General features: G+C 63.8%; 18 protein-coding genes. 14 read left to right on the forward strand and 4 right to left on the reverse strand.

Translation table 11 applies throughout. The annotated features are described in order from the left end of the window. Window positions 1-282: 282 nt before the first annotated feature. The 10 genes from C7G41_RS14555 to C7G41_RS14595 all read left to right on the forward strand — a co-directional run bounded on the left by C7G41_RS14555 (window position 283) and on the right by C7G41_RS14595 (window position 7,361). Window positions 283-1,941, forward strand: coding sequence for an acetolactate synthase large subunit (locus C7G41_RS14555; RefSeq protein WP_106943229.1), 1,659 nt, complete (start codon window positions 283-285; stop codon window positions 1,939-1,941). A 182-nt stretch (window positions 1,942-2,123) separates the two neighbouring features. Beyond that, entirely contained in the window at window positions 2,124-2,471 is a 348-nt protein-coding gene (locus C7G41_RS14560; RefSeq protein WP_106943230.1) for a Lin0512 family protein, read from the forward strand. A gap of 4 nt (window positions 2,472-2,475) precedes the next feature. After that, a complete protein-coding gene (locus C7G41_RS14565; RefSeq protein WP_199198371.1) occupies window positions 2,476-3,168 on the forward strand; it encodes a GNAT family N-acetyltransferase in 693 nt (230 codons plus the stop codon). 75 nt (window positions 3,169-3,243) lie between these two features. Then, window positions 3,244-4,428, forward strand: a complete 1,185-nt coding sequence (locus C7G41_RS14570; RefSeq protein WP_106943232.1) for a serine hydrolase — start codon at window positions 3,244-3,246, stop codon at window positions 4,426-4,428. Window positions 4,429-4,526: 98 nt separating this feature from the next. Continuing rightward, window positions 4,527-4,736, forward strand: coding sequence for a DUF2892 domain-containing protein (locus C7G41_RS14575; protein ID WP_199198372.1), 210 nt, complete (start codon window positions 4,527-4,529; stop codon window positions 4,734-4,736). After that, the gene (locus C7G41_RS14580; protein WP_106943234.1) at window positions 4,733-5,254 is read left to right on the forward strand and encodes an RNA polymerase sigma factor; all 522 of its coding nucleotides are present in this window, start codon (window positions 4,733-4,735) and stop codon (window positions 5,252-5,254) included. The genes C7G41_RS14575 and C7G41_RS14580 overlap by 4 nt, the downstream gene beginning before the upstream one ends. 3 nt (window positions 5,255-5,257) lie before the next feature. Continuing rightward, on the forward strand, window positions 5,258-5,605 hold the full coding sequence (locus C7G41_RS14585; RefSeq protein ID WP_106943235.1) for a carboxymuconolactone decarboxylase family protein: 348 nt from the start codon (window positions 5,258-5,260) through the stop codon (window positions 5,603-5,605). Window positions 5,606-5,639: 34 nt separating this feature from the next. Then, complete coding sequence (locus C7G41_RS14590; RefSeq protein ID WP_106943236.1) at window positions 5,640-6,305, forward strand: DUF429 domain-containing protein; 666 nt, start codon at window positions 5,640-5,642, stop codon at window positions 6,303-6,305. Window positions 6,306-6,419: 114 nt separating this feature from the next. Next, window positions 6,420-6,563, forward strand: a complete 144-nt coding sequence (locus C7G41_RS37780; protein WP_007609210.1) for a hypothetical protein — start codon at window positions 6,420-6,422, stop codon at window positions 6,561-6,563. A 93-nt stretch (window positions 6,564-6,656) separates the two neighbouring features. Further along, window positions 6,657-7,361, forward strand: a complete 705-nt coding sequence (locus tag C7G41_RS14595; protein WP_106943656.1) for a glutathione S-transferase family protein — start codon at window positions 6,657-6,659, stop codon at window positions 7,359-7,361. Between the two features lie 2 nt (window positions 7,362-7,363). On the opposite strand, the gene C7G41_RS14600 is transcribed toward C7G41_RS14595, so the two are convergent. The 3 genes from C7G41_RS14600 to C7G41_RS14610 form a co-directional block, all read right to left on the reverse strand. Then, on the reverse strand, window positions 7,364-8,146 hold the full coding sequence (locus tag C7G41_RS14600; RefSeq protein ID WP_106943237.1) for a sulfite exporter TauE/SafE family protein: 783 nt from the start codon (window positions 8,144-8,146) through the stop codon (window positions 7,364-7,366). Window positions 8,147-8,149: 3 nt separating this feature from the next. Continuing rightward, a complete protein-coding gene (locus tag C7G41_RS14605) occupies window positions 8,150-8,782 on the reverse strand; it encodes a TetR/AcrR family transcriptional regulator (RefSeq protein WP_106943238.1) in 633 nt (210 codons plus the stop codon). Window positions 8,783-9,000: 218 nt separating this feature from the next. Beyond that, window positions 9,001-9,372, reverse strand: a complete 372-nt coding sequence (locus C7G41_RS14610; RefSeq protein WP_106943239.1) for a tRNA-binding protein — start codon at window positions 9,370-9,372, stop codon at window positions 9,001-9,003. A gap of 105 nt (window positions 9,373-9,477) precedes the next feature. On the opposite strand from C7G41_RS14610, the gene C7G41_RS14615 reads away from it, so the two are divergent. Further along, complete coding sequence (locus C7G41_RS14615) at window positions 9,478-9,852, forward strand: ArsC family reductase (protein WP_106943240.1); 375 nt, start codon at window positions 9,478-9,480, stop codon at window positions 9,850-9,852. 3 nt (window positions 9,853-9,855) lie between these two features. Here C7G41_RS14615 and C7G41_RS14620 read toward each other — a convergent pair whose 3' ends face one another. After that, window positions 9,856-10,536 carry a hypothetical protein gene (locus C7G41_RS14620; protein WP_199198373.1) on the reverse strand — a complete coding sequence of 227 codons (681 nt, stop codon included), beginning with the start codon at window positions 10,534-10,536 and terminating at the stop codon, window positions 9,856-9,858. A gap of 336 nt (window positions 10,537-10,872) precedes the next feature. Between C7G41_RS14620 and C7G41_RS14625 the strand changes: the two genes are divergently transcribed. The 3 genes from C7G41_RS14625 to C7G41_RS14635 are packed head-to-tail and all read left to right on the forward strand — an operon-like array spanning window position 10,873 to window position 13,624. Beyond that, the gene (locus tag C7G41_RS14625) at window positions 10,873-11,628 is read left to right on the forward strand and encodes an ABC transporter ATP-binding protein (RefSeq protein WP_018459153.1); all 756 of its coding nucleotides are present in this window, start codon (window positions 10,873-10,875) and stop codon (window positions 11,626-11,628) included. Continuing rightward, window positions 11,621-12,367 (forward strand): ABC transporter ATP-binding protein, encoded by a 747-nt coding sequence (locus tag C7G41_RS14630; protein ID WP_106943241.1) that lies wholly within the window; start codon window positions 11,621-11,623, stop codon window positions 12,365-12,367. Before C7G41_RS14625 ends, C7G41_RS14630 begins: the two co-directional genes overlap by 8 nt. Window positions 12,368-12,400: 33 nt before the next feature. Continuing rightward, window positions 12,401-13,624 (forward strand): ABC transporter substrate-binding protein, encoded by a 1,224-nt coding sequence (locus C7G41_RS14635; RefSeq protein ID WP_106943242.1) that lies wholly within the window; start codon window positions 12,401-12,403, stop codon window positions 13,622-13,624. The last annotated feature ends 24 nt before the right edge of the window (window positions 13,625-13,648 follow it).

The following is a 13,648-nucleotide window of genomic DNA, read 5'->3' on the forward strand; positions in this document are numbered from 1 at the left end:
AGATGTGCGCCAAAACTCCTGTCTCGTGCCCCGGACGCAGCGCAGCGCCTCTTCGCGGTGCGCTGCAGAGCCGGGGCCCATGCAACAGCGAGTGCGCGGCCTGCTGGGTCCCGGCTCTGCGCAGCAGCGCAAGTACGCTGCAGCGCGTCCGGGACACGAGAGGGAGGAGTGCCCATTCCGTCGTTGCGAGCGCCTCTTTGTGAGTTGTGCCCGCGCCGTGGACCGTTACCATGCGCCGGCTGCCGTGGAACACGGGAGCCGACATTGTGACCGGGAGGCGACATGAGTGGGCAGGAACGCAAAGCCAAAGGATCGGACCTGTTTGTCGCGGCGCTGGAGAACGAAGGTGTCGATCGCATCTTCGGCGTGCCAGGCGAGGAGAATCTCGATCTGGTGGAATCGCTCCGCACCTCCAAAATCGAACTGATCCTGACCCGCCACGAGCAGGCCGCCGCCTTCATGGCCGCGACGCACGGGCGGCTGACCGGCAAGCCCGGAGTTTGTCTTTCGACGCTCGGCCCGGGCGCGCTCAATCTGTCGACGGGCGCGGCATATGCGCATCTTGGCGCGATGCCGATGATCTTGATCACCGGCCAGAAGCCGATCATGAGCAGCCGGCAGGCGCGTTTCCAGATCGTCGATGTGGTCGCCACCATGAAGCCGCTGACGAAACTGTCGCGGCAGATCATCAGCGCCTCCAGCATCCCGACCGTGGTCCGCGACGCGTTTCGCGTGGCGATGGAGGAGCGGCCGGGGCCGGTGCATCTCGAACTGCCCGAGGACATCGCGGGCGATGAAGTGCCTGATGTCCCGGTGATCCCGGTTCATCCGATCGAGATCCCGGTCGCCCATCGCGCCGCGCTCGACCGTGCCGCCGAGATGATTTTGGCCGCGAAGCACCCGCTGGTGATGATGGGCGCTGCGACCAGCCGGCCGCGCGCGACCCACGGCATCGCGAGCTTCGTGCGGCGGACCGGCATTCCGTTCTTCACCACGCAGATGGGGAAGGGCACGGTGCCCGGCGGCACCAATCTCTACATGGGCACCGCCGCGCTGTCCGAGCGCGACTACGTTCATGACGCGATCGACGCCGCCGACCTGATCGTCGCGATCGGCCATGATCCGATCGAGAAGCCGCCCTTCATCATGGGGCCGTCGGGCCCGAAGGTGATTCACGTCAGCTACACGCCGGCCAGCGTCGAGCTGGTCTATTTTCCCGATGCGGAAGTCGTCGGCGACGTCGGCCCGAGCCTGGAACTGCTCGCCGACCGGCTCGAAGGCAAGTTGCCGCAAGCCGCCGCGCTGCTGCCGCTGCGCGAAAGGATTCTCTCGCATATCGCCGACCGCGCCACCGAAGCGCGTTGGCCGCCGACGCCGCAACGCATCGTGCACGACATCCGGCAGGTCATTCCGGAAAACGGCATCGTCGCGCTCGACAACGGCATGTACAAGATCTGGTTCGCGCGCAACTACCGCACCCGCGTCGCCAACACGCTGTTGCTCGACAATGCGCTGGCGACGATGGGCGCCGGCCTGCCGTCGGCGATGATGGCCGCGATGCTCTATCCGGAGCGCCGCGTGCTCGCGGTCGCCGGCGACGGCGGCTTCATGATGAACAGCCAGGAGATGGAGACCGCCGTCCGCCTCAAGCTCAATCTGGTCGTGCTGGTGCTTGAGGACAACGCCTACGGCATGATCCGCTGGAAGCAGGCCGTCGATCACTTCGCCGATTTCGGTATGACCTTTGGCAATCCCGATTTCGTCCTGTACGCGAAGGCCTATGGGGCGAAGGGACATCGGATCGAGAGCATCGACAGTTTTGGCCCGACGCTGGATGCCGCCTTCCAGGAGGGCGGCGTGCATCTGGTCGTGATTCCGATCGATTATTCGGAGAATGTGCGAGTGCTCGTGGAGGAGCTGCGAGCGCGGGAGAAGGCGTGAGTCTGTGCGATGCGGTTGCCTCCGTCGTCATTGCGAGCGAATCGAAGCAATCCAGGCTTTCTCCGCGGAGGCGGTCTGGATTGCTTCGTCGCTTTGCTCCTCGCAATGACGGAGTATGCCGACCGGCCTGAATACGATAACAAGTTGCCTCGACATCATCCAATCAGTCACAGGAATAAGACATGGCTCGCGTTCGCTGTATCACCGAGATGGGCATGGGCGTCGACGTCCATGGCCGGGACGCCACCAAGGCGGCGAAGCGTGCCGTGTCTGATGCCATCAGGCATTCGAGCCTCGGCTTCTTCCGGATGATCGACAAGACGGCGAATGACATGTTCGTGGACGTCACGATCGCGGTGCCGAATCCCGAAGCCGTCGACAAGGACGCGGTCGCGAAGGAACTGCCTTACGGCACTGTCACCGTCAACGCGGTGAAGGGCGGGCTGGAGATTCCCTCGGCCCCGGAACAGGGCAACGACCCCATCCTCATCGCCAATGCCGCCGTCATCGTCAGCTTCGACAAGGACTAGGCCGGTGTCCAACGGTGACGTGACGCTGCTGGATCGCCCGATCTGGAGCGCGCTGACCACCAGCCACAAACATCTGGCCGAGGGTGGCCCGCAAGCGTTGCGCTATCCGGTGGACGTGACGCCCTTTGCCGACATGGTCGACATGTCGGAGGCGAGCTTTGCCGCGCTCCGTGATCTCCTGTCGGGCTCGCAGGTCGCCGCGCTGTTCACACCGGAGGCCGTCGACGTTCCCGCTGGATTCAAAGTTGTGCTCGCCGGACCCTGCGAGCAGATGATCGGCTCTCCGGCCGCCAGTCCGCTTCGCGATGCCGAGATCGTGCGGCTGGGTGCGGCCGACGTTCCCGCCATGATGGCGCTGACGGAGTTGACGAAGCCCGGTCCATTCGCGCGGCGCACGCACGAACTCGGAACGTTCCTCGGCATCCGCGCCGGCGGCGAATTGGTCGCGATGGCCGGCGAGCGTATGAAGCCCGGCAATTTCGTCGAGATGACGGCCGTCTGCGTCCACCCCGACCATCGCGGGCGGGGCTACGCACAGGCGCTGCTGGCGGCGGTCGCGCGCCAGATCGAGGCGCGCGGCGAAATGCCGTTCCTGCACGTGTTCTCGAGCAACTCATCCGCCATCGCGCTGTACCAGCGGCAGGGGATGTCGGTTCGGCGCCGCCTGCACGTCACTGCGTTCATGAAGCAGGAATGAGCTGCACCGTCCGGTCAGGCTTCATATCCGGCGAATTCACGCTATATCGGTCCCAACCATCATTGGGGGAAGCACATGGACGCCAGAACACCTGATTTTTCCGCCACGCGGACGGCGATGCAGCGTTACGTCGATCAGGAGATCATTCCTGGCGCATCCTGGGCGGTGCTGCGTGGCCGCGAGGTCGTCGACCAGCAATGCGTCGGCTTCGCCGATCGCGAGGCGAAGACGGCGCTCCAGCCCGACCACATTTTTCGCGCGTTTTCCAACACCAAGATCTTCGTCACCTGCGCGGTCATGCTGCTCGTCGAGGAGGGCCGCATCGGGCTCGATGACGTTGTCGAGAAATTCCTGCCGCAACTCGGCAATCGCAAGGTTCTGAAGCCGGGCGCTTTGAGCCTTGCCGACGTCGAGCCGGCAAAGAGCCCGATCACGATCCGGCAGCTTCTGACCCATACGGCCGGCCTCAGCTACGGCATCTTCGATCCCGGCTCGGTGCTGTTCAAAGGCTATAACGAGGCGAGCATCCTCAATCCGCTCACGCCGCTGACCGACATGATCGACAGGCTCGCCGATCTGCCGCTGTCCTATCATCCCGGCTCGTCCTGGGAATATTCGGTTGCGACCGACGTGCTCGGGCGTGTCGTGGAGGTCGTGTCCGGCAAACCGCTCGACGCCGTGCTCAAGGAGCGCATCTTCGAGCCGCTCGGCATGACCGACACCGGCTTCCACGTGCCGGACGCGCAGCAGGGCAGGCTGGTCGCGCTGTACAATGGTGCCGACGTGCTGGACCCGATGAAGCCCGGCCTCACCCGGGCCGACCATCTGCCTTATCCGCAGGCCTATCGGCGGGCGCTACCGCGGCTGTCGGGCGGTGGCGGTCTGGTCTCAACCTTGCCCGACATGCTCGCTCTGATACGCGCGCTGCTGCCCGGCTCGGATACGCTGCTGAAGCCGGAGACGCTGCGGCAGATGATGACGAACCAGTTGCCCGCCGGCCAGACCATCCGCTTCGCCAATCTCGGCCCGATCCCCGGCAAGGGCTTTGGCCTCGGCGGCGCCGTCACCTTCGCGCCGATGCCGTTCGATCCCCCGAATTCGACCGGCGAATTCCAGTGGGGCGGCCTTGCCGGCACCCATTGGTGGATCTGCCCGCAGGCCGATACCGCCGGGGTGCTGATGACGCAGCGCTACATGGGCTTCTGGAATCCGTTCTTCTTCGAATTCAAGCGTCTGGCCTATCAGGCCGTCGGAGGCTGATCGCGAAAGAAATTGCACGTTCCCGCGAATCCTTTTGGGTCGTCGCGTCCTCTCTTGACGGTCGAAGCATTTTGCTTCGGCTTATGTCGGAGGATGTGATGGCATTTTACAGGAAGAACATCGGGGGCCTGCATCAGGCGGTGCGGATCGCCTTGGGCGTCGCGGTGGCCGTCGCGGCATTCGTGTATCTTACCGGCACTGCGGCGTGGCTGGTTGCGCTCGGCGGCGCCGGCTTCGCGCTGACCGGCCTCGTGGGCTATTGTCCGATGTGCGCGATGGCCGGCATCGGAAGGGGAGGCGTGTCGTGAGCGCCACTGTGATCTCGCCGGACCTGTTCGAGGCCGCGCGCCTCGGCGATCCCCAGGCGATCGCGTCTCTGCTCGAGACGGCGCAGCCGAACATCCGCCGCTATGCCCGCGCCACCTGTCGCAGCTCCGCGGATGCCGAGGATGCGGCGCAGGAGGCGCTGTGGATCCTGTTTCGCCATGTCGGCACGATCCGCTCGTGGCTGGCGTTTTCGGCCTGGCTGTTCAGCGTGGTCCGCCGCGAATGCCTGCGGCTCGCCCGCAAGGCAGGCCTCGCGACGGCGATCGACGACGGAGAGGCGGAGGCGCTGCTGCTGTCGCGTCCTGAAGCCGATTTGCGGATCGACGTCGCGGCGGCCTTCGAGGCGTTGCCGCCGCACTATCGCGACGTCGCGCTGATGCGCGACGTCAAGGAAATGACCATCGACGAAATCGCCGACGCACTCGGCGCGACCCGGCAGGCCGTGAAAGCACGCTTGCATCGCGCCCGCGCCTTGCTGCGCGAATATTTGACGAGATGAGCCATGACCGATTATCAAAGCCCTGACGATCTGAAATCCATCTCGGCCTTCGTGGCGCTCGCGCCGGTCGAGGCCAACGCGTTCCTTGCGTTCAACCACGCGGTCGAGCGCAAGGACGGATTGATTCCGCCAAAATATCGCGAGCTGATCTCGCTCGCGGTCGCGCTCACCACGCAATGCGCCTATTGCCTTGATGTGCACACGGCGCAAGCGGCGAAGGCCGGCGTAACGCGCGATGAAATCGCGGAAGCCGCGTTGATTGCGGCGGCGGTTCGCGCCGGCGGCACGCTCGGCCACGCGTTGTTGGCGCAGCGCCTGTTCGAGCGACACCGGCGCGAGGAACCGGGATAAATGAGCGGGCGGATGTCCGTCGGGGATCAGGAACTTGCCAAACTATCTCGGCCTCGATGGATTCCGCTTCGGCTGGGTCGCCGCCTGGATCGACCATCGCGGCGATCACGGCTTTGATTATTCGCCCGGTCTCACGCGGCTGCTCGCGCTACCGCATGCCCGGGCAATGATCGACATGCCGGTCGGCCTGAAGCCGAGCGGATATCGCATCTGCGATTTGCGCGCACGCGAGCTGATTGGTCCCGCCGTGTTTCTCGGCGCGCGCCGCGACCTCTGGACATTTGCCGACATGGCGGCAGCTAACCGTCACTACTGGGAGCGTGAGGGTAAGGGCAGGGGCGTGTCGGCGCAGCTCTGGAACATCAGGGACAAGATCAGGGACGTCGACGAGATCATGACGCCGACTCGGCAGGCGACGATTGGTGAAGCGCATCCGGAACTGATCTTCTGGAATTTGGCTGGGCGGGCCCGGCTTGCTAAGAAGACATCGGCGGAGGGCCGCGAGCAACGCATCGCACTCCTGCAGCAGCGCGGCTTCGCGCGCTTGCCGAAATGGCTGACTCAACGACATGGCACCGGCATCGGTCGTGACGACCTCATCGATGCCTGTGCCTGCGCGGTCGCGGCACGCGACAGCACGCAGCGGTTCGGCGGGGAGGAGACCGACCCGCGGGGCTTGCGGATGGAGATCAATTATTGAGGCCGTCGGGGTGCGAGTGACCGGGAAAAAGCTGCAATTTATTTGAAGCTTGCAGGAACAGACGACGGCCGGCCCGCGTTCCCTGTGCGAACCGAACACGGAGAAGCTCGTCCGATGAGGGATGCCAGTCAGTTCGCGACCGCGATGCTTGCGCTCGTCTTCACCGGAGCACTGCTCGTCACCGGCCAGCTCTTCATCGAGCAACGCGCACAGCGCGATGTGATGCACGCCACCAACCATTTGCTGCGGCCGTTGTGACCTGTGCGGGAAAATGATCTGACCACTCGACCTTGCGTCGTTCGTCCGCTCGCCTAGACTGGGCGCCATCTCATGAACGAAGCCGGGGTCCTGATGTCCGATCTGTCCGCCTTTCCCGTCACCAAACGCTGGCCGGCCAGGCACCCGGAGCTGCTCCAGCTCTATTCGCTGCCGACGCCGAACGGCGTCAAGGTCTCGATCATGCTGGAAGAGATCGGGCTTCCCTACGAAGTCCATCTCGTCGATTTCGGCAAGGACGACCAGAAGACGCCGGAATTCCTCTCGCTCAATCCGAACGGCAAGATCCCGGCGATCCTCGATCCCAATGGCCCCGGCGGCAGGCCGCTGCCGCTGTTCGAGTCCGGGGCGATCCTGCAATACCTCGCGGAGAAGACCGGCAAGCTGCTGCCGCAGGATGCCGCGCGCCGTTACCAGACCATCCAGTGGCTGCATTTCCAGATGGGCGGCATCGGGCCGATGTTCGGCCAAGTCGGCTTTTTCCACAAATTCGCCGGCAAGGACTTCGAGGACAAGCGGCCGCTCGAGCGCTACGCGGGCGAGGCCAAGCGGCTGCTTGGCGTGATGGAGATGCATCTTGCCGGCCGGCAATGGTTCATGGATGACGACTACACCATCGCCGACATCTCCATGCTCGGCTGGGTGCGCAACCTCATCGGTTTCTACGGCGCCGGCGATCTCGTCGAGTTCAGCCAGTTCAAATCCGTCGCTGCCTGGCTCGAACGCGGGCTGGCGCGTCCGGCAGTCGAGCGCGGGCTGAACATTCCGAAGCGGCCGTGAGATCAGGTTAGCGCCTTGTGGGTCATGTAGAGCGCCATCAGCAAGATGAGGGCGATCATGACCAGGCGCAGCACCGATTTGCTGACGCCATTGGCTGCGCGTGCACCAAAATCAGTGCCGACCCAGAGGCCGGCAAGGATGCCGATGATGGCCGGCCAGCCGACCATGAGTCCCTTGCTCCAGTAGATCCAGGCGGCCGGAATATTGGTCGGGATGATCGAGAAGACCAGGCTGACGAGCTGCGCCTGATGCTGCGGCACCCGCAGGCCCGCCGCGAGCCCGACGGTGATCGCCAGTCCGCCGCCGATGCCCATGAAGCCAGAGGAAAATCCGGCAAGCATGCCGATGAGGAGCAGGGGCAGCCAGGGCAGCTTGTCCCGGTCGCCGGTCTCGCTGCTTTTGTCCTCGCGGCCGCGACGCAGGATCAGGAGAGCGATCAGCGCGACGAGATAGACGACGTAGGTCCATTGCAACACCGAGTCGGAGACCGCCGCCGCGGCGTAGCCGCCGCAGGCGCCACCGAAGAGAAAACCGACGCCGATCCAGACGATCCACAGCAACGGGCTGCGATTGCCGCTCTGCCAGTAGCGGCGAACGCCGGCAAGTCCCGTCGGTGGAACCTGCGTGATCAGCGATGTGCCCTGGGCGACGTGTTGCTCGGCGCCCAGCAGCAGCACGCTGAATATCACGAGACCGCCTCCGGGACTCGTGCCCATGAAGCCCGACGTCAGCCCGCCGATGAGACCGACCCCAATGCCTGCGAGCAGGTCATAGACCCACCACATCGCTCAGCTCCTGGTCCGTCGTTTGACGCTGGCCTTGGTGGTGCGAAATCCATCGATCACACCGGCTACGGCTGCCATGCAAGCCTCGATGTCAAAATCCTGGCCCCAGCATTTTTGCAGTACAAAGCCCTGGAAGATCGCGATCAGCACGCGCGCGATCGCTTCCGCACCGAGATCGCGTTTGATGAGGCCGTCATGCTGGCCGCGCTCGACAAGCGCGACGATCAGGGCGCGCGGCATGTCGATGCCTTCCACGACGCTGCTGCGGACGCGGCGGTTGCGCAGCGCTTCGGCCCAGCCGTGGATGCCGACACGGCGGCGAGCTTCGCCGGCGGGGTCGGTGAGCCATTGCGCGTAGACGCCGACCAGCGCGTGAAGTCCTTCGATCGGATCGCCCGATCCTTGCGCGACCGAGTTGAGCACGGCCTCGCGCCGGTGCCGGTCGTCGGCGAGGGCCTCGATCAGATCGTCCTTGCTCTGGAAGTAGAGATAGACCGCGCCGTGGCTCAGCCCCGACCGTTTGACGATGTCGGCCATCCCGGTCTGGTGAAAACCGTCCTCGGCGAAGCAGGCAAGGGCGGCTTCGAGAATCTGCTGCCGCCGGCCTTCACGTTGCTTGTCGCTGATTTTCGGCATTCGGGCGTCCATAAATAACTGACAGGTCGATCATTTTAGTCGCTCCTCGGGAAAAGCCGGAGACGACGCCGATTGATATAAAAAACGATTAGTCAGTCATTTTTATTCTTGAAGAGAATCCCCGTCAAGCCCGACGGCCCCGAAGCCGGGAAACAGGAGGGTTGAACCGTTTAAGGGGCGCCCCCGGCGGCCAGGGCCGGTCCCTCAGGCGCGCGGTGCTAGAACAGCCGTCCGCCGTTCGGCACGGGCTTGCTCGGCTGCACCAGCACGACCTTGCCGTCCGCATCGGGGAAACCGAGGGTCAGCACTTCCGAGACGACCGGGCCGATCTGGCGCGGCGGGAAATTCACGACCGCGGCAACCTGTTGGCCGACCAGCGTTTCAAGCGGATGGTTTTCGGTGATCTGCGCCGAGCTCTTGCGCACGCCGATCGCGGGACCGAAGTCGATCCACAGCCGCCAGGCCGGCTTGCGCGCCTCCGGGAACGGCTTTGCATCGATGATGGTGCCGACCCGGATATCGACCGCGAGAAAGGTGTTGAAGTCGATGGTCGGCGACGCGGTCGCGGCTGGATCGTGGGTGACGTGCATGGAGTGTCCGTTCGAAGAGCTGGCATCATTCGCAATATTGTCGTGCGAACCGGAGTTGCGTACAACGCCGGAGCATTACGATACGACGCATGCGCGAGGACTGTCTTGCCCAACATCATCTACGGCATCAAGAACTGCGACACCATGAAGAAGGCGCGCGTCTGGCTCGACACCCACGGCGTCGCCTACGCGTTTCACGACTACAAGGCGGCGGGGGTGGAGAAGGACAAGCTCAAGCAGTGGAGCGACAAGGTCGGTTGGGAGACGCTGCTCAACCGCGCCGGGACGACCTTCAAGAAGCTGCCCGATGCCGACAAGGAAGGCCTCTCCGAGAAAAAGGCGCTGGCGTTGATGCTAGCGCAACCATCGATGATCAAGCGGCCGGTGCTCGAAGTTGGCGGCAAGCTGCTGGTCGGCTTCAAGCCGGACCTCTATGCCAAGGAAGTCACGACCAAGGAAGCCGCAGCCAAATCGCGCTGAGCGCTAGTTCAGCTCGATGATCTCGGTGGGAACACCGGGGCCCTGGTCCGCGAACTCGACCAACTCGGCCGGCGCGATGCGGCCGGGGGTGCGATGGAACAGGTCGCGGTCGATCACCGCGCGCAATCTCGGGCGCGGCAGCGCGTCATTTCCGCGCATCAGATTCTTGATCTCGAAGCCGCCGTCCTCGCAGAAGGTCTTGAGCGATGCGATGATGTGACAGACCTTGCCGTCGGTCTGGAAAGGCAGCAGCAGGCGCTCATAGGCGACGATACGGCCGTAGATGTCATCGACGTCGGCAACGCTGTAGACAGGCAGCCCGCGCGCCACGCATTCATGATAGACCGGCATCACCAGGGGCACGAGACGCGGCCCGATATAGTCGTCGAGCAGAGCGCCCTTGCCGGTGTGTCCATAGGCGCGCGAGATGCGCGTACCTTCGCTCTGGATGGTCAGACGCGGCGTCGGCGTCGAGATGTCCACCGTATAATAGATCAGATCGGAGAGCTCTTCCTCGAGCCGCGCAGGCTGGTACTCCCAGATCGCCGGGGCCGTTTGCTGTCGCGCATAGAGCCGCAGCCACGTGTTCAGGAGATCACGCTGCCTGATCGACTTGACCACGGAAGCAGCCGCGCTTGCAAAATCCAAGGCAATAGTCCCGACGAATGGAAATTCCGGACGCATGAAAACCAGCGCATGATCCTCGTGGCGGGAAAATTTTCTATGAAGGCTGGCGCATGGAACGAAAGACCGTTAACGACGGCTTGATGACCGGCGCTTTGCGAACCGGGAGGCCGGGCAGGCGCGACATCAAAACACGTCCGACTAAGGGAGCATAAGTCTCCCGGCCGGAGACCTGACCTGCTCAGCTTTCCGCCTTGCCTAACCCCCGTCACCTCCGGCATATTCCGCGCCCGGAGGCGGCGTTCCGGATGGGCTCCAGGGAGTGGCTCCAAGGCCTCCGGAAAGCCGAAGCAACAAGGATAGCCACGCGCGTTGTGCGGGCAGGGGGAAAACTGTTTGGCCGATGAGTTCATTCTCGAAACGGAAGGCTTGACCAAGGAGTTCGCGGGCTTCTTCGCCGTCCGCGACGTTGCGCTCAAGGTTCGCCGTGGGAGCATTCACGCGTTGATCGGCCCGAACGGCGCCGGCAAGACGACGTGCTTCAATCTTTTGACCAAGTTCCTCAAACCGTCTGCCGGAAAAATCCTGTACAAGGGGCAGGACATCACCGCGATGGCGCCCGCCGACGTGGCCCGCCTGGGGCTGGTACGCTCGTTCCAGATTTCGGCGGTATTTCCCCATCTCACCGCGCTGGAAAACGTCCGCGTCGCGCTTCAGCGCCAGCACGGCAGCTCGTTCGATTTCTGGCGCTCCAAGTCGGTGCTCAACCAGTTCAACGACCGCGCGCGCGAGCTGCTGAACGATGTCGGCCTCAGCGAGTTTTCCAATACGCCCGCGGTCGAGATGCCCTACGGGCGCAAGCGCGCACTGGAGATCGCAACCACGCTCGCGCTCGACCCCGAGATGATGCTGCTGGACGAGCCGATGGCCGGCATGGGTCACGAGGATATCGACAAGATCGCGGCGCTGATCAAGCGCATCTCCGCGAAATATACCATCCTGATGGTCGAGCATAATCTGAGCGTCGTGGCCAATCTCTCCGACATCATCACCGTGTTGACGCGCGGGCAGGTGCTGGCGCAAGGCCATTACAGCGAGCTCACCAAGGACGAACGCGTCAAGGAAGCCTATCTGGGAGCCGGTCATGGCTGAGACTGCAACGGCGGAAGCTCCCGCAAAGGCCGCGAGCGGCGGCAACCTCCTCCAGGTCCGCAACCTGGAAGCCTGGTACGGCGAGTCCCACATCCTGCACGGGATCAACTTCGACGTGAACGCGGGCGAGGTCGTCACCCTGCTCGGGCGCAACGGCGCCGGCAAGACCACCACGCTGAAGTCGATCATGGGCATCATCGGCAAGCGCACCGGCTCGGTGAAGTTCAACGACCAGGACATCATCCGCACGACCTCGGACAAGATCGCGCGGATGGGTATCGCGTTCTGCCCGGAAGAGCGGGGAATTTTCGCCAGTCTCGATGTCCGGGAGAACCTGCTGTTGCCACCGGTGGTGCGCCCCGGCGGATTGCCGCTCGAGCAGATCTTCGATCTGTTTCCGAACCTGAAGGAGCGGCTCAACAGCCAGGGAACCAAACTCTCCGGCGGCGAGCAGCAGATGCTCGCGATCGCGCGCATCCTGCGCACCGGCGCGAACTTCCTGATGCTTGACGAGCCGACCGAGGGTCTCGCGCCCGTCATCATCCAGCAGATCGGCCACACCATTGCGCGGCTCAAGAAGGAGGGCTTCACGATCCTCCTGGTCGAGCAGAACTTCCGGTTCGCATCCACCGTTGCCGACCGCTATTACGTGGTCGAGCACGGCAAGATCATTGACGGATTTTCCAATGCGGAGCTTGCCGCCAACATGGACAAGCTCCACACCTATCTCGGCGTCTAGAACTGCCAACAAAAAGATTCATAGGGAAGTAGCATGATGACAAAGTCGATTGCGTCGTTTCTGCTCGGCACGGCGCTGGCCGTGAGCGCCACCGGTGCAGCCTTCGCGCAGGACAAGACCGTCAAGATCGGCGCGCTGTCCGATCAGTCCGGGCTCTATGCCGACCTCGGCGGACCGGGCTCGACGCTCGCCGCGCAGATGGCCATTGAAGATTCCGGCCTGGCTGCGAAGGGCTGGAAGATCGACATCATCTCGGGCGATCACCAGAACAAGCCCGACATCGGCACCGCGATCGCGCGGCAATGGTTCGACGTCGACAAGGTCGACGTCATCGTCGACGTGCCGAATTCGGGCGTCGCGCTTGCGGTCAACAACGTCATCAAGGAAAAGAACGGCGTCTATATCAACTCGGGCGCGGCGACCTCGGATTTGACCAACGCGCAGTGCTCGCCCAACACGGTGCACTGGACCTACGACACCTACATGCTGGCCCACACCACGGGCCAGGCGCTGGTGAAGGCCGGCGGCGACACCTGGTTCTTCCTGACCGCGGACTACGCCTTTGGCGCGGCGCTGGAGCGCGACACCACCGCTGTCGTTACCGCAAACGGCGGTAAGGTGGTCGGCGGCGTCAAGCACCCGCTGAACACGCCGGACTTCTCGTCCTTCCTGCTGCAGGCGCAGGCCTCCAAGGCCAAGATCATCGGTCTTGCCAATGCCGGCGGCGACACCACCAACACGATCAAGCAGGCGGCCGAATTCGGCATCGTCAAGGGCGGCCAGAAGCTCGCGGCGCTGCTGCTGTTCCTCACCGACGTCAAGGCGATCGGCCTCGAGACCGCACAGGGCCTCAACTTCACCGAGACCTTTTACTGGGACATGAACGACCAGACCCGGGCGTTCTCGAAGCGCTTCGCCGAGAAGATGAAGAACAACGCGCCGCCCACTATGGTGCAGGCCGGCGTCTATGCGGGCGTGCGTCACTATTTCAAGGCGTTGGAGGCGCTCGGCGGCAACCCGCATGACGGCGCCAAGGTCGTCGAGAAGATGAAGTCGATGCCGACGGAAGACGATCTGTTCGGCAAAGGCGAGATCCAGCCCAACGGCCGCACCATCCACAATGCCTATCTGTTCGAGGTGAAGAAGCCCTCCGAGTCCAAGGGACCGTGGGACTTCTACAAGCTGGTCGGCACGGTGCCGGGCGACCAGGCCTTCACGCCGCTGTCCGAGAGCAAGTGCGCGCTGTTGAAGAAGTAGGATAACCGCCCGCAGGCCATCAGG

It is taken from the genome of Bradyrhizobium sp. MOS002, from assembly GCF_003020115.1.
Lineage (GTDB): Bacteria > Pseudomonadota > Alphaproteobacteria > Rhizobiales > Xanthobacteraceae > Bradyrhizobium.